The sequence below is a fragment of the Companilactobacillus bobalius genome (assembly GCF_009764355.1).
The window spans coordinates 104,160-126,506 of sequence record NZ_LNUA01000031.1; the positions used below are offsets into that span (position 1 = coordinate 104,160).

19 protein-coding genes are annotated in these 22,347 nt (G+C 34.3%); 18 read left to right on the top strand and 1 reads right to left on the bottom strand.

Annotated elements, in window-relative coordinates:
* The first annotated feature begins 103 nt into the window (after positions 1-103).
* The 18 genes from ATN92_RS05035 (at position 104) to ATN92_RS05120 (ending at position 17,316) form a co-directional block, all read left to right on the top strand.
* A complete protein-coding gene (locus tag ATN92_RS05035) occupies positions 104-517 on the top strand; it encodes a PTS sugar transporter subunit IIA (protein WP_056953384.1) in 414 nt (137 codons plus the stop codon).
* A 15-nt stretch (positions 518-532) separates the two neighbouring features.
* Positions 533-1,027, top strand: a complete 495-nt coding sequence (locus ATN92_RS05040; RefSeq protein ID WP_056953386.1) for a PTS sugar transporter subunit IIB — start codon at positions 533-535, stop codon at positions 1,025-1,027.
* Positions 1,028-1,047: 20 nt separating this feature from the next.
* Positions 1,048-1,893, top strand: a complete 846-nt coding sequence (locus ATN92_RS05045) for a PTS mannose/fructose/sorbose/N-acetylgalactosamine transporter subunit IIC (RefSeq protein WP_056953388.1) — start codon at positions 1,048-1,050, stop codon at positions 1,891-1,893.
* Positions 1,890-2,717, top strand: coding sequence for a PTS system mannose/fructose/sorbose family transporter subunit IID (locus ATN92_RS05050; protein WP_054643577.1), 828 nt, complete (start codon positions 1,890-1,892; stop codon positions 2,715-2,717). Before ATN92_RS05045 ends, ATN92_RS05050 begins: the two co-directional genes overlap by 4 nt.
* Positions 2,718-2,762: 45 nt before the next feature.
* Positions 2,763-3,425, top strand: coding sequence for an MgtC/SapB family protein (locus tag ATN92_RS05055; protein WP_056954031.1), 663 nt, complete (start codon positions 2,763-2,765; stop codon positions 3,423-3,425).
* A gap of 430 nt (positions 3,426-3,855) precedes the next feature.
* A complete protein-coding gene (locus tag ATN92_RS05060) occupies positions 3,856-4,815 on the top strand; it encodes an ABC transporter substrate-binding protein (protein WP_056953390.1) in 960 nt (319 codons plus the stop codon).
* A gap of 93 nt (positions 4,816-4,908) precedes the next feature.
* The gene (locus ATN92_RS05065; protein WP_056953393.1) at positions 4,909-5,928 is read left to right on the top strand and encodes an acyltransferase; all 1,020 of its coding nucleotides are present in this window, start codon (positions 4,909-4,911) and stop codon (positions 5,926-5,928) included.
* Positions 5,929-6,088: 160 nt separating this feature from the next.
* Positions 6,089-6,328, top strand: a complete 240-nt coding sequence (locus ATN92_RS05070) for a hypothetical protein (RefSeq protein WP_056953394.1) — start codon at positions 6,089-6,091, stop codon at positions 6,326-6,328.
* 120 nt (positions 6,329-6,448) lie between these two features.
* On the top strand, positions 6,449-8,173 hold the full coding sequence (locus tag ATN92_RS05075; protein WP_056953396.1) for a glucosaminidase domain-containing protein: 1,725 nt from the start codon (positions 6,449-6,451) through the stop codon (positions 8,171-8,173).
* Between the two features lie 148 nt (positions 8,174-8,321).
* Positions 8,322-9,071, top strand: a complete 750-nt coding sequence (locus tag ATN92_RS05080; protein ID WP_056953398.1) for a hypothetical protein — start codon at positions 8,322-8,324, stop codon at positions 9,069-9,071.
* Between the two features lie 161 nt (positions 9,072-9,232).
* Entirely contained in the window at positions 9,233-9,721 is a 489-nt protein-coding gene (locus ATN92_RS05085; protein WP_056953400.1) for a sigma-70 family RNA polymerase sigma factor, read from the top strand.
* A gap of 104 nt (positions 9,722-9,825) precedes the next feature.
* Positions 9,826-10,791 (top strand): peptidoglycan recognition protein family protein, encoded by a 966-nt coding sequence (locus ATN92_RS05090; protein WP_056953401.1) that lies wholly within the window; start codon positions 9,826-9,828, stop codon positions 10,789-10,791.
* 147 nt (positions 10,792-10,938) lie between these two features.
* Complete coding sequence (locus tag ATN92_RS05095) at positions 10,939-12,366, top strand: hypothetical protein (RefSeq protein ID WP_056953403.1); 1,428 nt, start codon at positions 10,939-10,941, stop codon at positions 12,364-12,366.
* Positions 12,367-12,381: 15 nt separating this feature from the next.
* Entirely contained in the window at positions 12,382-13,182 is an 801-nt protein-coding gene (locus tag ATN92_RS05100; protein WP_056953405.1) for a YdcF family protein, read from the top strand.
* 10 nt (positions 13,183-13,192) lie between these two features.
* Positions 13,193-14,245, top strand: a complete 1,053-nt coding sequence (locus ATN92_RS05105; RefSeq protein WP_056953407.1) for an AI-2E family transporter — start codon at positions 13,193-13,195, stop codon at positions 14,243-14,245.
* Positions 14,246-14,312: 67 nt separating this feature from the next.
* Positions 14,313-15,749 (top strand): Rossmann-fold NAD(P)-binding domain-containing protein, encoded by a 1,437-nt coding sequence (locus tag ATN92_RS05110; protein WP_056953410.1) that lies wholly within the window; start codon positions 14,313-14,315, stop codon positions 15,747-15,749.
* Positions 15,750-15,890: 141 nt separating this feature from the next.
* Complete coding sequence (locus ATN92_RS05115; protein ID WP_056953412.1) at positions 15,891-16,580, top strand: 2,3-diphosphoglycerate-dependent phosphoglycerate mutase; 690 nt, start codon at positions 15,891-15,893, stop codon at positions 16,578-16,580.
* Between the two features lie 73 nt (positions 16,581-16,653).
* Entirely contained in the window at positions 16,654-17,316 is a 663-nt protein-coding gene (locus ATN92_RS05120) for a hypothetical protein (RefSeq protein ID WP_056953414.1), read from the top strand.
* A gap of 119 nt (positions 17,317-17,435) precedes the next feature.
* On the opposite strand, the gene ATN92_RS05125 is transcribed toward ATN92_RS05120, so the two are convergent.
* Positions 17,436-21,614, bottom strand: coding sequence for a beta strand repeat-containing protein (locus ATN92_RS05125; protein WP_056953416.1), 4,179 nt, complete (start codon positions 21,612-21,614; stop codon positions 17,436-17,438).
* Between the last annotated feature and the right edge of the window lie 733 nt (positions 21,615-22,347).

Consider the following 22,347-nt stretch of genomic DNA (forward strand, 5'->3'; position numbering starts at 1 on the left):
ACGTTAAACACTAGCTCTCTTTTTGTCGTCAGAATAGGCTTTTTAAAAGTTGGCATGAAACTTGCTTATATAAAGGTGAAGACAATGCAAGGAGTAAGGGGATATGAATAAAATTTTAATCGCGAGTCATGGTCATTTAGCCAGTGGCGTTCAGAGTTCATTGGAAATATTAACAGGTATGGGAAATAAGGTCACAGTAATCGATGCTTATGTTGATGATCATGACTATGTACCAGATATTAAAAAGTTCATTGACGGGCTAGATGGTCAAACGGGAATTATTTTCACTGATTTATTTGGAGGAAGTGTAAATCAAAAGGTCATGCTTGAAGTTGCTGACCACGAAAATGTTTTTGTGATTACTGGCACAAATTTACCAATTGTTTTGTCAGTCGTTTTGGAAAATGAGGCAATAACCAAAACAAAACTGGAAGAATTGATTGCAGCTAGCCAAGTACAGTTAGTTGAAGAACCAAAAGATGATACAGATTTATCAGATGACAGTTTTTTAGAATAATTGGAGGAAGAAATTATGATTGCACAATTAAGAGTAGATGATCGTTTAATTCACGGACAGGTAGCCCTAGTTTGGACTAAAGAATTGGATACACCAGGAATCGTCGTTGCTAACGACAATGCAGCTAGTAACGAAATGGTTCAAATGACTTTGAAGATGGCTACACCAACAGGTAAAAAACTTTTGATTAGATCAGTTGATGATGCCATTAAAGTTTTCAACAATCCCAAGGGTAAAGGAATGCGTATGTTTGCTTTAACTAACAACGTAGCCGATGCCTTGAAGATTGCTCAAAATGTTTCTGATATTGATGGTATTAATGTAGCAAACGTTGGTCGTTTCGCTGATAAATCAGAAGGTGAAACTCATCAAGTTGGTAGTACGTTGATGTTAAGTGACAAGGAATTGGCAGCTTTGAAAGAATTAACTAAATTAGATGTTCCAGTCTTTCAACAAGTTGTTCCAAGTAATCCTAAGTCTTCAATTGCTTCAATGCTTAAAAATAAATAAGGCCTGAGGGGGAAATAATTATGTATAGAGAAGCGTTTTTAGCCGCTTTGACCGTTTTCGTTTGTTACGGTGGAAATTGGCTATTCGGTCAAACAATGATTGAACGTCCACTTGTTGTTGGATGTATTGCCGGTATTATTTTTGGAGATATGCGTGCCGGAATTATCATGGGGGCTTCACTGGAAGCTATCTTCATGGGAGCTGTTGATATCGGTGGTGCTTTATCAGCCGAACCAGTTACCGCTACAGTTTTAGCCACAACATTCTCAATTGTATTGAATGTTAATGAAAAAGCTGCCTTGGCATTGGCTGTGCCTATTGGAGTTTTAGCCGCTTTTATTTCTATGTTTATGAAGAACGTCGTAATGAACTTATTCGCACCACTTGTTGATAAATATGCTAAGGATAACAATCCTCGTGCTATGGCAATCATGCATTATTCAATGTGGTTTATTAATTACTTTGTATTCTCACTAATTACATTTTTCAGTGTTCTTGAAGGAGCAAAACCAGTTCAACATATGATCAATAGTATTCCTGATAATTTGATGGCTGGACTTTCAGCTACTGGGGGACTATTACCAGCTGTCGGATTCGCTATTTTGATGAGAATGCTTTGGAGTAAGAAGTTAGCTCCATACTTCTTCTTAGGCTTTATTATGGTTGCTTACCTCAATTTACCATCCGTTGCTGTTGCAGCTTTAGGTATCATCTTAGTTCTAGTAATTAGTTTCAAAGACAAACAATTATTAGATATGGAGAACAAACAAAAAGAATTAGAGAAGAGACCAGTGGCTGCTGCCGGAACTGGGGCTTCTAACAACGAAACAGCTGAGGAACAAGAAGAGGAGGATTTTTTCTCATGAAATTAAATGAAAACATTTCAAAAGAAGATCGAAAGATGCTAAATGGTATCTTCTGGCGTTCATTTACCGTTTTTGCCAGTCGTGCCGGTGCTACAAAAGCTCATGCTCCCGGGTTTATTTACTCAATCACACCTGCTTTGAATCGTTACTACAAAGATGATCCTGAAGGCAGACGTGAAGCCATGATGCGTCACACAACTTGGTATAACATCACTCAAAACGTTGGTACTTTCGTTATGGGATTAGTTGCTTCCATGGAAAAGAAGAATGCACAAGAAAAAGACTTTGATGCAGAATCAATCGTTGCCTTGAAGACTTCCTTGATGGGTCCACTATCAGGTATTGGCGATTCAATTTTCTGGGGTGTTATCCGTGTTATCGCCGCCGGTGTTGGTATCAGTTTAGCTGCACAAGGTTCAATCTTAGGACCAATTTTGTTCCTATTGATCTACAATATTCCTTCAATTTTAACGAGATATTATTTAACATACATGGGCTTCTCATTAGGTTCATCCTTTATTGAAAAAATTTATGCTAACGGAAGTATGAAGATTTTGAATAAGGCCGCAAGTACATTGGGTCTTCTAATGATTGGTAGTATGACTGCAAGTATGGTCAAGTTTGAAAGTAAGTTGTCTGTTCCTATTGCTGGTGGCAAGCCAATCTTGATTCAAACTTATTTAGATCAACTATTCAAAGGCTTGATTCCATTGAGTATTACACTTCTTTGCTACTGGTTATTGAGCAAGAAAGTTAACGTTAACTGGATTCTATTAGGCGTCTTAGTTCTGGCTATTATCCTAGGACTACTTGGTGTTGTTTAGTTGACGACTCAATTGGATGCCATCACAGTAATTACGAGATTATTGATGGCAACAGTTTTTTCCGGGGCCATTGGGATTGATCGAGCCTATAAGCACCGACCTGCCGGATTAAGGACGCACATCTTGGTTTGCTTAGGAGCTTGTATCATCGCAATGATTCAGAAGAATCTCGGTTTCAATGCATTAATGGTTGCCCAACAATATCCTCAATACAAAGGAATATTGCGAGTAGATGAAGCTAGACTGATAGCACAAGTTGTCAGTGGAATAGGATTTCTCGGTGCAGGAACGATAATTGTTGAAAATCATTCAATCCGAGGCTTGACTACAGCAGCTAGCCTTTGGGTTGTAGCTTGTATCGGAATCGCAATTGGAATGGGCAACTACATTATTGCAATAAGTGGATTTTTGGTGGTGTTTGGTGTGGTAGCATTTTTGAAAAAGATTATCCGGATCAGTCCGGTACGAAAACTAAAAGTTGAATATAAGCAGAAAGTAGAAACGAAGGAATTTATCGATGGTTACTTTAAAGAAAATAAAATTTCTGTTGAAGACGTAAAATTCCGCGTTTCCAAATTGAATAACAACAATAGTATTTATACCAACATTTACTCGATTGATTTTGGCAAAAATGTTGATTACGTGGATATCGTTGAGAATCTATCAATGAATGAAAATATTGTTAAAGTTGAGACTATTAACGTGTAATGGGTTTGTGAAGTATGCCGTCTTCCACAAAAATTGGGAATGCTGTTGGAACGTTATGGGTACGATTTGAAACTAATTATTTTACACTTTGTGCAAAATAATGGATTTCCAAAGTCGGCCTCACTGTAACCGGTAAAGCCGGTAACAATGATCTCATAGCTGAACGCATTCCCAAATTTTGCTCCAGACTGAATCTCACTTTGATTGTTTAGCTTGAGATGAATAAATTAGTCTATTATTTTTCATCATAAAAATTAATTTTAATTCGAAAGAAATGTCCGTAGAGCCAATGTATATTGGTTAATACGGATATTTTTTAGTGTTGATAATTTTGAGGTAGAAAAAACATAAAATAAGTACAGTTATAGTAGAAAAAACAGCTCCCTTTACGTTATGATGAAACTTGAATAATGAAAAGGGAGTTTTTACATTGAAGAGCTTAAAGAAAATAAGTATCTTTTTAGTAGCTTGTCTTTTAGTGCTTAGTTCATTCTCATTTGTCGGGATAAAGAACGTTCAAGCTGCTGACACAGATCAAGCACAATACACGATTGGAACAACTAAAAATATTCCTTCCGCTGTTGCCCAAATGGGTAAGGATTTAAATGCTTATACGAACAACAATTTAAATGTTGATCTGAAAGCATATGATTCTACTAAAGAATTGAATAGTGCTATTGCCGATGGAACGGTTAATGCGGCTGTGACTGATTTAGTAAATTATGCAGCTATTTCTAAGAAACATTCAAATTGGAAGATTGCTGGTACTATGCCTGGTTATAGCGGTTTAGTTGCTAACAAGAAGTACAAGAGTGTTAAGAAATTAAAAGGTAAGACAATTGCAGTTGATAAAACTGACTACTCAATGTTCTATCTAAAGAAAGCTTTGAAGAAGAGCAGATTAAAGTTATCTAGCGTTAAATTGAAGCAAGTTGATTCTGAGGCAGATCGTGTCAGTCAGTTGAAGAGTGGCGACGTTGATGCTGCTGTCTTACAAGATCCATCAATGACTGAAGCTAAAGTTAATGGTGCTAAGGTTCTAAATAGAGATAAGATTAGTGCTGATAATGGTAATGTTTTGATTGTTAATAACGATTATGCTAAGAAGAATGTTTCTAATACTAATATTCTATGCAATGTTATGAAGCAAGAAGTTAAGAAAATCAATAAGGGTAACATGTACATCATGCTTAACAAGACATTCTCTAACTATGGAACTAGCGATAAAGCTGTTGCTAAGTTGAACAACATGAATGTTAAGTTTAAGACAATGCATAAGGTTAAGAAATCTGATTTTAAGAAAGCCTTCAAGTATGCTAAGCAACAAAAGTTATACAAAGGTAAAATCAATTATAAAAAAGCCAATATGAAGCTTAGACAAGTTAAGTAATCAAAAAAAGTTCATCTGATGATGAACTTTTTTTCTTGCTCAGATAATAATGGTAAAATGTTCTTATTATTTAATTGATTTGAGGGAAATATCTTGAAGAACAAAAGACTAATCTATGTCGATACGATTAGAGTTTTTGCGATGTTATTGGTGGTTTTGGCGCATTCTTGTGCTGATGATTTGGCTAACTATCAACCAACGTTAAAATGGGGTGTCGTAAATTCCATCGTTATAGTGACAGAAATCGCAGTGCCACTTTTTTTCATGATCAGTGGTGCCATGGTTTTAAACAGTAAAAAAACTTATGATTTAAAGTACTTATTCAAGCATCGATTGGTCAGAGTCGTTGTACCATTCTTACTTTGGTCAGTTGTGTCAGCTTATTTGGCTCGTGCCATGTCAGGTCCAGTTGATATGAAGGATTTCAGCAATACATTGTTAATGATGTATCATAAACCAGTATTAATAGCATATTGGTTTATGTATCCATTGATTGCTTTGTATTTATTGTCACCATTTTTGAAAGCTATTGCTGATAAGATTGACGATAAGATGTTGATGTATTTGTTAATTCTTTGGGTCATCATTGATATTGCATTGCCAACGTTAACAACTACTACACCTAAGAATATTGGAGTTTACTTCAATTCCTTTGATTTAGGCCGAGTGGTTGTTTCCAAAGATATTGGTTACTTCTTTATTGGTTATCGAATTTCTAAGATTGACAAACATTCGTTAAAACTCAATATGAATATCCTGATAGCGGCCGTGTTAATGGCAATCAATATTCTAATCAGTTTTATCAGTTTGAAACCAAACCTACAATTCTTGAATGCCATTGCTAACATCAATACGCCAATCATTGCAGCATTGGTCTTCATGCTCTTCAAACGCTTTGAAACAAGTTATGGTAAAGGATTTGCACGAGTGATTGAATTGATAGCACCATTGACTTATGGAGTTTATCTAGTTCACGGATTATCAATACAGTTTGTGATGAAGTATTATGTGAATGCTAACTTCTTATACGTATTCGTTTTAGCAACTGTCTTATCACTATTAGTAATTTTGATTTTAAGCAAGATACCAGTTGTAAAAAGATTGTTCACTTAGAAAAATTAAAATGGCATCTATTCAGAATTTCAATTTCCGTAATAATTAGGGAAAATGAGGAATCTGAATAGGTGCTATTATTTTTACTCATCATTGCAGGTCATTTCTTTATCTATTAATGTATAATGTAACTAATATTAACTTTAAAGGTGGTATTGCAATGCTTGAAAAAGTACAAGGAATCGTTAAAGTAACTCAAGACGATCGCTACGTTGTTTTCTTATTTGATAATTATGAAGTTAACCGTAAAATGCTTCAAGACAAATACGTTAAAGGTCAAACTGCTTGGTATACTGATGCCAAGGGTACAGGTGAAGACGGAAAAGAATTCTATCGTATCGCTGAAGATGGTGAATGGATCGAAGCTGAATATGTTGAATTCATTCCTACTGAAGGTTAGTGATTTTAAATCATTAAAAAAGTTTAAAAATATCCAAATTTCTTAAGGTTTTATTGTCGAATTCCAAATTAAATAGTAGTCTAAGCATTAGATATACAAGAATTTGGGAGGAGACAAATTATGAATAAAAAATGGGTTGCCTCAACGGCATTAGCAAGTTTTTTAGCCGCTGTTGGTATTTCTTCTAATACTTCTCCAGTTAAGGCTGCTGTTTCTGATGACGAGGGTAATCAAACTGACGACCAAAATCAAAATACATCTGAGACTAAGGATACTACTGTTGCTAGTGTAATGGACAAGAGTGGTGCACCAATCAATGAGGATGCAGCTGACGCTATTGAAGCTAATCAAAAATCTGGTAGAAGTAGTGTTTTGCCAGCTAATGCGGTTGCCGCTTTGACACAAGCTGGAACAACTAAGGGAGCATCAACTGCTCAACAACAAGCCTACTTGGCTAAGGTTGCTCCACAGGCACAACAGGTTGCATCAAAATACAATTTGTATGCTTCAGTAATGATGGCACAATCTATTTTGGAAAGTAGTTGGGGTACTTCAGTATTATCATCACAGTATAATAATTACTTTGGTATTAAAGGGGACTATCAAGGTTCATATGTCTCACTACCAACTCAAGAGTGGAGTGCCGATAAGGGCTACTACACTATTTATGCTAACTTTAGAAAGTACCCTAGTGTTTACGCATCTTTTGCTGATAATGGCGATAAGTTACGTAATGGTATTCAAGGAAATAGTGCTTTCTATAAAGGTACATGGAGAGAGAATACCTCTTCTTATAAAGATGCTACAGCTTGGTTGCAAGGACGTTATGCCACTTCACCAACCTATGCAGCTGTATTAAATAATATAATTGAGAGCTCTAATTTGACACAATATGATGGAAAAGCCAGTACAAATGGTACTGGTAATGAAAATGCAATTGAAGGTACACAAACAAAATTAAACGATGTTGTAACAATAACTAATAAAAATTCAGCACATGTTTATATAAACGCTGATAAAATAGCTGCTAACCGTACTTTAGCTAACGGAACTAGATGGAAAGTTACATCTAAGGTCGTTAAATCTGACGGTACGACTTATTATCAAGTCTCGACAAACGAATACGTAAAGGCTTCAGATGTTCAATTGGAATCTGAAAAGACTAACCCACCAGTTAATATTGCTGATACAGCAATTATTATTAATAAGAGTGGTTCCGTAGTTTATCGTTTGCCTAATTTGAATACGGCTACGAATCGAGTTTTGCCATATCAATCTTCTTGGATTACAACTAAGTATGTGTTGGATAATTCTGGTAATAAATTCTACTTTGTAGGTAACGACTGTTATATCAAGGCAACTGATGTTTCCTTGAAATCAACACAATCACATGGTGACTATACTAAGGATAAAGTAGTATCTTATCCCGATATCGTTAACATCACTGCTAATCCAGGAGCCAAAGTTTATGATGATAAACATAATCTTTTGGCAGTTAGTCTTTCAAACAGAACTGATTGGAAGATTGATCAGAAGTCTACTCATTCAGATGGTTCCATTTGGTATCGTGTAGCTACTAATCAATGGGTCAGTGCTAACGATGTTCAAGTTAAAGGATCTAACTATGTAACAAGTGTTAGTGGTATGGCAAAGATTAACTATATTCCTGGATATGGTGTCAACGTTTATAACAGTCCTGCTGCCAATAATAAATTTACAGGAACTCGTCTAGCCGATGGTACGACTTGGCGTGTAACCTCAAAACAAATTGTCGATGGTCAAACTTGGTATAAAGTAAATGCCGGTTGGGTCAACGGAAAATACTGTATTTTCAATGCAGATTAGGAAGTCCTTAGGGGCTTCTTTTTTTGTACAAATTACGTGAAATTATTTTGAATAAATTATATATTTTGGTATCTTCAGAACATATATTCTTGTTATATTGTTGACATACTCATGAAAAGTGAGTAAATAAATATTTTAGGGAAAATAAATGATGATATCAAATTTTAAATCCATTAAGGATGTAATATCTAAAAGAATCTTTAGTTCTCTCAATGTTTGTAAAAATTTTAAAGTTGATTATAAAATTGAAGCCTTGTTGGATATTTCAGATATCACTAATTTGGGAAATACGATTGTTGTTCATGCTGAACAAGGAATCTTTATTGACTCAAGAACGACCAGGAAGATTATGAATGAGATGTATTTGATTAATGGAATAGGATTTGCCATGGCCAAGTTTTTAGCTGATTTGTATGGGATGACTCACTATACGCCGTTTATTCATGAAGATATTGCCTATATGCCAATGACTGGGGCCAGTCGAAGAAATGCCGATTGGATTGCTGTTCACTTCTTAGAATGCTATGAACAAATTGAAAAGAAAGCCTATTTTGTCACCGAGAGCAGCCATAAGATTCAATTAGATTTTCCAAGGGGAGATTTGGAAAAAAGATTGCATGATATTTACTTTTTAATGAAGTGTTCATTAAACGTATTTGAAATGATGGTTAATGTTGGTAGTTGTCATTTAAAGTATAAGTGTAATAAATTATTTTCTACGTATGATAGATGTCGTTGTGATTTGCATTCAAAAATTTGCCTATTGAACAGTTTGCCGATATTTTACTGGCATTTGATTGAGTTTATTTTGATAAATCAAGGTATTGAAGGATTAGGTAAACTCGAGACGAAAAAGTATTACCATCAAAATTTAACCAGAATTAAAAAATTATATTAATCGCCAAAACCAAAAAAGAACACTGTTTGTGGGTGTTCTTTTTTAATCGATCGAATTAAAGCCTTATTCTTAGACTGTTTTGGCAACTAATTTTTCTAGTCTAAATTAGTTATCCTAGTTTTACCACAAGCGCTTGTGAGTAAAACTAGGAGATGCTCACAATGAATCTAGAATTAGGATTTCAGCAAGCATTAGAGAATCAACAATTAATTCATGGAGCTTTGAAACGAGTTCATATTTATGTGACTCGTTGTGATTATGAAGATTACTTTCAAGAAGCAGTAATTATTTATGCACAAACTTATTTAAAATACTGTCAAAGAGATCAAAATATGACTAAGTTCAAACCATATGTGTTTCAAAAATTGGTTTGGCGGTTAACCGATATGTTGCGACAAGAGAAACAATACTTCGATTTTCATAGTTTAGAAGAGTTTGATTTTCAAAGAGTACCGGAGACAGAAATTACTCAAATTAATTTCGTTGATTGGCAAAAATTATCTGAATTGGAAAAAGAAATATTGCAGGAACATTTCATGAATGGGATTTCACTCACAACAATTGCTCAACATCATCAACAGACGCCCCGTAACCTTAGATACCAGCGAAATAGGCTTTTAACCAAATTAAGAGCAATGAATCAAAAGTAAATTTTACTATCTGTTTACATATTTGTTACTTTTCTCAAAAATGCTTTGAAAATTGTTATAATTTATGGGTTAAGGAAATTAACATTGGGAAGGAAATATATATTATGGTCTCGAAGAAATTTATTACAAGTTTAGCTACTTCAGCTGCACTTGCAAGTGTCGGTTTTGCAACTGTTGGACAAGTGGTTCCACAACTAGGTTCACAAGTTCAAACAACACAAGCTGCAACTTCAGCAATCAACGATTACATTAATAATAACAACATTAAACCAGTTTCAATTCAATATCGTGCAGGAACATTTAACAAGATGTTCGGTTACGAGAACGGTGTTGGTAAGCCAGAAGGGGTCGTTATCCACGAAACTGCAACACCTGGTGCTACAGCCGAAAATGAAGTTTCATACTTTAATTGGTCATGGCCAACAACATACACTTATGTTCATGCTTTTGTCGATGATAAAGAAATTATAAATATCCATAGTGCTGACTATGGTGTTTGGGGAGCAGGTCAAACTGCTAATAACAAATACATTCAAGTTGAGTTGTGTCGTGTAAATACAACAGATCAATTTGCTAGATCCGTTGCTAACCAAGCTTACTACGCAGCCTTTAGATTAGTTCAATATGGATTACCATTTACACCTGGTAAGACAGTTCTTTCACATAACGATGTTTCAAGAATGTACAAAGAAACAAATCATACTGATCCAGTTGGCTACTTTGCTCAATGGGGTTACAGCATGGATCAGTTCTATGATTTAGTTGGTAAGTATTATAACCAATTAAAGGGCAGCAACACTAACAACGGTGGAAATGCTAATACTAATAATGGTAACCAGGCAAGTAACATTGGAATTCTTAGAGTTAAAGATGGTTCGAAAGAATATATTTCTCTATACTCATTGAATAATGATACTATGTCTAGAATTACAAACCGTGCTTTAGGTACAGGGACTGATTGGCAAATGGATCAAGTTAAAGTAGTTAATGGTATTAAGTATTATCGTGTTGCTACTAATGAGTGGGTTCCAGAAAGTTCAGTTGGACAAATTATTAAACCACTAGCATAATTTCAATATAGAATGAAATATTCTTTGATAACAAATTATTACAAAAGACCCGCTGAAAAGCAGGTCTTTTTTTGCTATCATTATTTCATAATAGGGGTTAATCTTGAAGTTGTATAATTGTCTTCAGAAAGGCATTGAGTGAACAATATGGTTAAAAAATTCTTAGCGGTTCTTGGAATTCTTTGTTTATTCCTAACAATCTTAGGATGCAAGCCAAAGGAAACTGATGAGGTAGTTTCCAGTAACAAAACTTGGTATTTGTATCAAGATCAGGGAGAAAACGATACTGTTTCAATTAAGTTTTTAAAGAACCAACGAGCAGAAATAAAAGATGTTTCTACTATTAATGGTAAAGTCGGCATTAACCGATTTGATAATCAATTTAACAATCCAAAATACGTTTTAAATCGTGATGGTAGAACGATTACCTTTAAGACGGCTAAAAAAGATTTAGTTTTAAAAATTGAAAAAACTTATCATGAAAATGTCTATGGTAAACATATGAAGGGTTATTCGGTGTCTTCTGGTGGTGACACGTATAAATTTGCCTATATTACTAAAGTAGACAAACCGTCTACTGCTGCTAATAACACGAAAAAAGATTTGTCTCAAAGTATTTCTTCTAAACAAATGCCAGATCATATCATCGATGTTAACAGTAATGCTAAACCGTTAACGGCTAATAATGTGATGATTGGTAATTATAACTTCAAAACAATTATTGACTATCGTCGAACTGATGGGAATCTAACGATTAATCAGAATGGGACTTATCAGCTGACTTTAACGGAACATTCAGCCCAGAAGTTAAATGATGATACCGATAGCAAAGTTGTCATGGAAACGTTAATTGAAAGTGGTCAGGTACAGAGTTTATATGGTAAGTACTATTTAACCCCGAAGAACCTGTTGACGATTAATTACTATTATCATGGACAGAACACGGATCGACTTTTGCCTAAGAGTGTTAATTTGAAGGTTAATTCAAAAGCTACGGGGAATCAAATCAAGCGAGCTAACATTAGAATTGAAACGGATTCTAATCAGTTGTACTTGTATTCAGGTGACTACACGGTCCGAGTTCAGGATGGTCAGAGCAATAAGAATGGTAATTTATTGACTAAATCGGATACTGCTCAAACTGATTTGAAAGCAGCCATTTCACAGACTCAAGATTACTACGATAAATATAAAGAAAATCCTTTATCATCGAATGCTGATTTAATGCAATTGGCAGGAGCTATTTCGGATAATAATGATAAAAAAATTGGCAATTTAGGGGTTAATTTTGGTGGTCAATATGGAACTAATTTACAACCGACTGACTATCAAGGGATTAGTGTCAACGGTAGTAAACAACCATTGATGCAATATATGTTTTTAGTATCACCTTCAGCTTATTCACAGAATGGACCGGCTGTTACAACTACTAAGGGTAAATTTTTAGTTTATGGTTCATTGGACAATCGATTATTTCTTTTGAAACAACCAGATAAAGATTCAACAACAGTAACCTGGACTTTAGTTAAGGACTTTCCATTGAAGGTTCCAAAATTAAAATTCAGTTTAGATTAAGCCATGGAGGGGAATATGACTTATTTATTAATATTTGCTGTATCAATGATTGAGGTAATGATTATTTATAAAATAAGGTATGCCTATAGTCGCTTACCGATTTTTGCCATAGGAGTTGCTGTCATAACCATAGCGGCGTTATACTTCATTTCGATTGTTTCAGTAGATAAGTATTTACGTGCCTATGCGTTCAATTTTGCAACGGTGGATTTGATTTTGTTAGTGATCATGTTGGTTTATATGTATCAAATGAAACGTGATTTGCGCGAGTTACCGGCCGCCAAACAACCAGATTTCTTAGTTGTTTTGGGTAATAAATGTATGGGATCACGAGTACCACCAATATTGAGTGAACGTTTGGATAAGGCAATACAACTATACAATCGTTTTGAATATAAACCGAAGATTATTGTTAGTGGTGCTAAAAGTTCAGAATCATCATATGGAACCGAAGCTGAGATGATGCGCAAGTACTTAATAGATAGAAATATTTCGGAATCGGTTATTATTAAAGAGGATGAATCGATCAATACAGTACAGAATTTAGAGTATTCGGCGATCGAAATTCATCAAGCATGGCAGAAAAAAACACGGCCAAGGGTTATTATAGTAACGAGTGATTATCATATTCCTAGAACTAAATGGCACGCCAAAAGATTGGGCTTAAAAGTTCAATTTGCGGCCGCTTGTACTGTTAGAATGTTGAAGTGGCCAGCAATGTTTCGTGAGTTTACGGCGATTGTTTGGTATCATCGTTATTCATTGTTGACGTTATTAGGAATGGATTTGGTATTTTCACTAAGTATGTGTATGTGAGGAGTTTTATATGAGTTTGTACGATAAGTTCGTTGATAACAAACGATTGAGAAGATTCACGTTATTAGCTTTAGTCATATTGCTGATCTATCTTTTTCGAGGGATGATGAGTCTATTTCTACTAACTTTTACTTTTACCTTCTTGTCAGTTCAATTAGTTCGAGTAATTCAAAGAAAGTTTCCCAGAATTAAACCGATTTGGGTAATAGCACCAGTTTATTTGATAATTATTGCGTTATTAGTTTTTGTCATTGCTAACTATGTGCCGCAACTGATCACGCAAACAGCAAAAATGTTCTCATCGTTACAGAAGTTTTATGAAAGTAAAGAAGTACGTTCGAATCCTTATTTGAATGTTATTTATAATTATTTGCAACAAATTAATTTGGATAATCAAATTAAGGGAGCCATCACGCAAGTTGTAAACTACATCAGCAGTGTTGGTGCAGTCGGATTCAATATTGTTGTCTCATTCTTATTGAGTTTCTTCTATGCTAGTCAGGTAGAACAAATGAATTCCTTCGGAAGACAATTCTTGGACAGCAATTATGGTTGGGTATTCTCTGACTTAAAGTATTTTGGACAAAAGTTTGTCAATACTTTCGGTGTTGTTCTGGAAGCACAATTGATGATTGCCGTTGTTAATACAGCCTTGACGACAATTACTTTGTTGTTCATGCAGATGCCAGGGATTATTGCTTTGGCAGTGATGGTCTTCATCTTGTCACTGATTCCGGTAGCTGGAGTTATTATTTCGATGATCCCACTGAGTTTCATTGCTTATACGGTTGGCGGTATCAGATACGTTATTTATATCATTATCATGATCGTGATTATTCATATGATTGAAACGTATTTCCTGAATCCACAATTCATGTCCAGCATGACACATTTGCCAATTTTCTTTACATTTGTTGTATTGATCGTATCAGAGGAATTGCTTGGTACATGGGGATTGATTATTGGTATACCAATCTTTGTTTTCTTCCTTGATATATTAGGCGTTCATTCGATTACTAAGAACTCCAAAAAGAAGAGAATAAAATTAAAGAAAATGTTATAATTAACTTTAAAGAAAACTTGTCATATATAATGGAGATAACTAACTGACGTAGATAGGAGATTAAGTTATGTCATTTTTTGATAGAAAAAAGAAAGACAACGATGATAATTATTCTGATCCGAATAATTCTTCTTATCAGACACCTCAACAACCAGACCAAAATAATTTTGATCCTAGTCAAGGCCAATTCAATAATGACCCTAATATGGGGATGGGGACTCAATTTACACCTAACAATCAAGATTTTAATAGTAGCAACAATAATTACTACTTTGGGCCACAAGAGCCTCAACCTCAAGCACAAGCACCGGTTCAACCGGGACAACCTGGCAATGAGGATTGGGAATACACTGAACAAAGTTTACAAAATACTTTGGATCAAAGTGCTGACCTTAAGTCACAATTACGTAGTCAATTATTAGCTGACCGTAGCTATTGCAATCATCTTTTGAGAACGGTTGGTAGTGACCAAATTGATGAGAGAAGACAGGCAACTGACCGTATCAATGATATCAATGATTCATTGAAAGAATGGTTTGGAACTGATGAAATGGCTAATGAGATCTATTTGGATCCTAATACAAGCTATTTTGTCTTTACTGATGATTTGCCTGCCAATCCAGATAGTGATGTCACATCAATGTGGCAACAGATGACAATGACTTTAGCTGATCGGGGATTATTGGCTAATGCAATCTCTGTTACTTATAATGACCAAATTGACGCAACTTGGATGAATTATCAAAATGCCGGTTTCGTTGATGGGAATGCTTACTTATTGAATATGTACAATGAGTTGCAAGGTCGTGACTTGAATGTACCTATCACGCCTGCTGAGATACCATTTGATGCTGATTATCGTGTTCAACATGTGACTGATAAAGTTGATAAAATTTTGGATGCTAACGATAAATTAGTTATGGAAGTTTCTCGTGATTCCAATCATCAACTACAAATTATTCGTCACTATAAAGATGAACAAGTATTAAGTCGTGATATTTTTGACGTTAACGGAGTTATCTCTGCCACACAATTTTACGATCATCGTAATGCCAACAAAGTGGTTCGCGAGAACTTTTATCGCCAAGATGGAACACTTGTCTTGATCAAGAGTTATACAGGTGACGAGCCTTATATTCAACTCTTCAGTGAAGGTAACGTCTTGATGAGTACATTTGACAGTGATGAAGATTTAATTATCTGGTGGCTTAAGAATCAGGCCTTGAAACAAAGTACATCGACTATCTTCGTTTCGATTGGTTCAGACTTCTATAAGAAGCTCTTGTCACTACGTGATAATGGGATTGAAGTGATTCCAATTGTAATGAAACAAAGTGAAAACGCTGATAGAATTTCCAGTTTGATTGATGGTACAGATAAAGTTTCTGCAGTGATTGCTGGAACTGATCAAGTAAATACTTACTTGAATAAGAATGCCAAGAACAAGATGGATATCACAACTTTAAAGGAAATCGAGACACCAATTTATAAAGAACAAAAATAAATTTTCATTAAAAATATTTTTTTCATGAGAATGATGCCAAAAATTAGTCTTTTAGGCTAAATTAGGTGTCACTCTCTTTTTTTTATTGGCAATATCGTGTAAAATGTAGATTGTTAAAGAAATGAAAAGAGGATCATATAAATGGCAAAATTAGTTTTCATTCGTCACGGACAAAGTGAATGGAATTTATCAAACCAATTTACTGGTTGGGTTGATGTTGACTTAAGTGAAGAAGGTGTAAAGCAAGCTCAAAACGCTGGTAAACTTCTTAAAGAATCTGGCATCCAATTTGACCAAGCTTATACATCAGTATTGACACGTGCTATCAAGACATTGCACTACGCTCTTGAAGGCTGTGACCAATTATGGATTCCTGAAACAAAGACATGGAGACTTAACGAACGTCACTACGGTGCACTTCAAGGTCTTAACAAAGCTGAAACAGCTGAAAAATACGGTGATGAACAAGTTCATATCTGGAGACGTTCATACGATACATTACCTCCACTATTGAAAGCTACTGACGAAGGTTCAGCAGCTAACGATCGTCGTTACGCAAACTTGGACCCAAGAATTGTTCCAGGTGGTGAAAACCTTAAAGTTACTTTGGAACGTGTAATTCCATTCTGGGAAGATGAAATTGCTCCTAAGCTATTAGACGGCAAGAACGTAATCATCGCTGCCCATGGTAACTCACTACGTGCTTTGACTAAGTACATCGAAAATATCTCTGATGCTGACATCATGGATGTTGAAATGACAACTGGTGAACCAGTTGTTTATGACTTGGATGACAAGTTGAACGTTGTAAGTAAGAAGAAGCTTAACTAATTTTTGATTAGTTTATTTTTAATAAAAAACGCCTATATACAGAGTAAATCTGTGTGGGCGTTTTTTTGTATAAATGGTGAATAAAGGAGATAATAAAATTTTTAGACGAATAAAACAAGACGGACCGACCTGTTTAATTTATGAATTCGTTAATGGTTTAAAATACGTGTCAGGTAGCAGAGATGAGAATAAAGAATTATCCCAGTTAGCTAAAAATATGCTGAACTTTTTTACAAAAGAGAAGAAGTGTTCATATGTCGGTGAATTTTTCGATAGTAACGTAGCCGTAAAGGCTTTAGATGATTATTATCTTAAAAGTAATAATGAAAAGTCACTTTTAGCATCTGAATATAGTGTAAATATGAAAATTTTGGATGATGATCTTGTTAAAAATGTTAATGATTTAAAAAATAATGAATTTATTTTAATACAAATAATTGAAAAACATACTCACTTTACGAACTCGCACTGGTTATGTATTGTTCAACCGAAAATGAATAAACATTATATTATCAACAGTGCTAGTGCAACTCCACTAATACAACATGATGTTAAATCAATTAAATTAAAGAGGATAGAGCAAAAAAATTTGGCATTGGTAGGTAAAATTTTTGATTGGAAATACTGGAAGAAAATGAAAAAGAATAGAAAATATTCCAATGAAAATATTCCAGATGATAAATATGAATTCAAATATGTCAAACCAATCAAAATATCTATTAATAAATTAAAATAGAATTGATTCATTTAAAAAACTCAACAAAACTATATTTAAAGATGATAGCTGTATTTAATCAAAAATACCGACCTGATAGCCACTTAAAATGCTATCCGGTCGGTATTATTTTTTTTGAACTAATATAAATTTTTCACATCAGTAGCTTTGATCCATTCATTTGTAGCAACACGATACATCTTAGTGCCATTGATTGTTGCTGCTTGATCAGTCTTAAGACTCAATGATGAAATGGTTCTTACCACATTTTCGTCACTATCAAATATTTTTACATGAATTTTTGTATTAAGAATTTTACTGATTGGTTGGTATTCAAAAACATTTTCAGCATTGATCCATTTATTCGTAGCGACACGATAATACTTCTGATTATTGAAATAAGCGTATCTATCAAAGCGCCAATTGCTGTTAGCATTTAGACTTGCATTCGCGATAATTTTACCCTGTGAATCGACTAAGGGATAGTTGCCAGAGTAAGTTTTGATGTAGCCTGTATTATTATAATAAACATAGGTATCACTAACTTTAACCCATTGGTTAGTGGCAACACGGTAATAGGTCTGACCGTTTAAACTCATTTTTCTATCGGTTAACCAATTGGAGTCCAAAGTAAGTGTCCAGTTTGTAAAATTACCTTTGTCATCATATATTTTGGCATCTATTGTTGAAATGGTAATAGTTCCATTAAAAATTTCAGTATCGTCAGAGTTATTGCTGTCGGGTTGATCAGTGGAATTGTTATTGGAATTGCCTGTACCACTACTGTTGGAGCCATTGTTGTCAGCCGGATCTTTAGTAACTGTTATGGTAGCTGTGGACGTTAAAACTTTTCCGGTAGTATCAGTATATGAATAAGTTATTTTATAAGATCCGACCTTGGTTGTGTCAACTGAATCTACTGTAGAACCTGTACTATCTTGGATGGTATAGGTAAGAGTCTTATCAGTTAAAGCCTGACTAGCTGTTAAACTATTACCAGAATAATCGACTATAGTCTTTACATTATCTACAGGATTCCAAGTGTTACCGGTTTTCAATGTACTATCTTTGGTTGATAAAGCACTGTTATTAACTACAGGATTACTTACTGTTACGGTGATTGGTGGGTTGATGGTAGTTGAATTACCCTTATCATCCGTATAAGTATAAGTAACCTTGTAATCTCCGACATTAGTCGTATCGATTGAGGTAACGGTATTTCCGCTTGGGTCGGTGATGGTTACCTTAATTGAACCATTGTTAATGGCATCGTTGATTTCGTTGGTAGTCATATCCGAACCATCAGTTTTAGTTACGAAAGAAATATTGTCGCTAGGCTGCCAAGAGGCACCATTCTTAATTGTAGAATCTTTAGCTGTAATACTGCTTTGATCTTTAGCGTTAACGGTTAGAATAACTGGTTGAGACGAAACAATTTTTCCATTAATTGTGTAAGTATAGGTAATTGTATATTTACCAGCTTTAGTAGTATCTGGAGAGTTTACCGTATTACCATCAGAATCAGTAATAGCTGTAGTGATAGTTCCATCTTTAATAGCAATGACTATTTCATCGGTAGTCATATTTGAACCATCAAATTTAGTTACAGAGGAAATATTGTCACTAGGTTGCCAAGAGGCACCATTTTTAATTGTGGAATCTTTAGCAGTGATACTGCTTTGGTCTCTAACATTAATAGTTAATGTGGATGATGCACTAATGGTATTTTCGCCTTCATCTTTATAGTTATAAGTAATCTTATAAGTTCCAGCCTTAGTGGTATCTAGAGAATCAACTGTATTACCGCTTGAATCAGTGATAGTTGTTGTAATAGTTCCATCTTTAATGGCAGTAGTTGTTTCATTGTCAGTCATATCTGAACCGTCAGATTTAGTTACAGTAGAAATGTTGTCACTAGATTGCCAAGAAGCACCATTTTCAATTGTGGAATCTTTAGTAGTAATGGCACCTTTATCTTTATCGTTAATTGTTAGAGTGATCGGTTGAGATGAAACAGTGTAGCCGGTATCATCTTTATAAGAATAAGTAACAGTATATTTACCAGCTTTGGTAGTATCTAATGAATCAATTGTACTGCCATCAGCATCAACAATGCTTGTAGTGATGTCTTTATTCTCGATAGCAGCGGCTATTTCCTCATCGGTCATATCTGAACCATCAGATTTAGTTACAGAAGAAATATTGTCACTAGGTTGCCAAGAAGCACCATTCTTAATGGTTGAGTCTTTAGCAACGATACCACTAAAATCTTTAGCCTCAATAGTTAGAGTAATTGGTTGTGATGAAACCGTCTTTCCAGTGACATCTTTATAAGAATAGGTGACTGAATATTTACCGGTTTTAGTGGTATCTAGAGAATCAATAGTGTTGCCGTCGGAGTTAGTAATAGTTGTTGTAATACTTCCGTCCTTAATGGCAGCGGCTATCTCTTCGGCGGTCATGTTTGTACCATCAGCTAGGGTAACTGAAGAAATAGTATCGTCAGGATTCCAATTTTGTCCGTTAGATAATGTAATATTTTTACCTGAAATGCTTGAAGCAGAATTATTTTTAATTGTGGATATTATTTTGCCATCTTTATTAACAGTATAGGGATTGTCTTCATCAAGAAGAGAGTAATAAGGTGGAACATTGTCTTTAATACTTTGGATAGCGTTGGAAGTAGTAGTTAGAGTGAAATTGGATACTTCTTTACCAGTTTCATCTTGGTATGAAACAGTTGGGGCATCGCTTGTTTTGTAGTTTATGACAGCATAGTTGAGACCCGCAGAGGGAAACATATTTAGAAGGGTACTTATTGTGTCAAATTCGGTTAACTGATCTGAAGTGAATGTGGCTTGGACTGCATCGTCTATACCGTAACTGATTGAATCAATATCTTTAACGTCATTTTTAAGCAATATTTTCGTAAAAGCTTTGTTAGTAGTCTGAGAGTCAAAGACAATATCTCCATTGACCTTTTGAACAAGATGAAGAGTAAGTACATCTGAAACGTGAAGGTTTAGAGTTGTGTTCTTTTCTGTAACCGTATGATCTTTAATGGAATCTACCATATGGTACGAAGGATTTATAGTCGCAATATCTTTAGGAGTTACAGTCTGACCGACTTCACCACGCAATTTGTCGGTATAAATTGTATTACCGTTCTCGTCTGTATAGTTAACGGTAGTATAGTTGAGATCATTTTCTAATAGATAAACTGTTAACGAATTATTATCAGTTACGGTATAAGGCAAAGTAGGATCCATTTTCCAATAGGTATATTTTTTATTATCGATGTTTAAAAAATTAGAGAAATTACTAATTGAATCACCAGTTAAAATATCGGTTCCATCATTATATTTCTTTGAAGAGTCAGTAAATAGTTGTTTACCCTGGTCATCTAAATAGTTGACATTTAAAGACTGGTTAGTTGGAATATCATAAATGGCATAAATAATATATACATTTGAAGAGTCAGTATCACTTATTGCAGGCATATCATAAGTAAAAGTTATTGTGCTGCCATTAGCAGTGGGAAGATCATTGCCATTTCTATCAACCAACTTTGTAAACGCATAGCCTTTGAAGACATATTTGTCTACACTACCCAAACCGTTACTATACGCTAAAGTAACGGGGGTTCCATATGGAACATTGTAAGTTGTATTACCGGAACCCGCTCCATCGCTATTCTTGCCATAGACTTTCATAATCAGGTTGGTTTTGTTAGCGGTAACTTTTAGATTATAATCAGTAGTTCCTGCGGTAATAGTTGTGTTTTGACCAGCATCTATTTTATAGGCTTTTTTTAAATCGTCTGGTAATAAACTGGTAATATCGGTTCCAACTTTATATTTGTCAGAAAGGGAAAACTCCTGGTTTTTACTATTAATTACTTTGTTCCCATTTGAATCAGTGAGGGTAATGTTGGATTGTTGCAACTCATTACTGTTAGTAGATGTGGAATCTGAAGCATTATTAGAACTAACGTTGTCGACGGTGTTAGAAGTATCTTCAGAATTTGATCCAATGGAATTTAAATTAGCTGTAGGATCAGGGGAACTAGTGAGGGTAGAGGGAGTTGAAGAATCAGTGGAATTGGAATTATTTTTTGAATTAGAGGGACTGTTAGAACTAGCAAAATCGGTAGGATTGGAAGTACTAGAAGAACTTGTAGAGGAGTTATCCTTAGAAGTACTGGTTATTGATGGATTGTTTGCATCAGCTTTGACCTGCTGAATATTTAAATTGCCAAGTACTATTGTCGAAAAGAATGAAATACCAATAGTAGCTATTAGTGACTTATTCAATTTCATAAATATTTCCCTCCAAAATTAAAACGCTTAAGTTATTAATAATTATATTTCATATAATGTTAAAAAACACAAAAAGAATTAATTTTATATATATAAAGTATTATAAGTTACATTAATAGAACAATTAATTAAGCATATAAAAGATATTATTAATGATAATAAAAAGTATCCTTAGATTGATCCAAGGGTACTTTTTCACAACATCATTGATGTTTTTAATGTCTGGTATCAATGCAGGTGGATAGATAAACTAAAAACATCGTTATGAATTCAAGCATTTTCTATGAAGTACTGTGGAAAGTATTTTGAAAAAGAAATATCCTAAATTATTAATGATTCGTTTTTTATCAATAAAAATTTCAAAATTTTAAGCTTAAGTAAAATATTAATTCGATTGTTGAAATTATATAGTCTTTTCAAAATATCCTCCAAATGTAATATACATTAATTATGAATTAATTTGTTATCCAAAGAACTAATATTTCTTGATGGTCATATGAAAATATGGCCTTTTTATTTTTATGTCGTATAGTGATCTCTCAAAAAATTAGTCTAATAAATTGAGAAATAATGTTGCAAATTGACCATTAGATTAAAAGAATGATTAGTTTCAGGTTATGGTAATTTGATGGGATTAGTAGGCCGAAACTTCAATATGAATATTAACAAAAGATTGTTTTGTGGGCAAAATATGACTTTAAAAGTTCATTAAATTAAATGATGTTTTGATTTA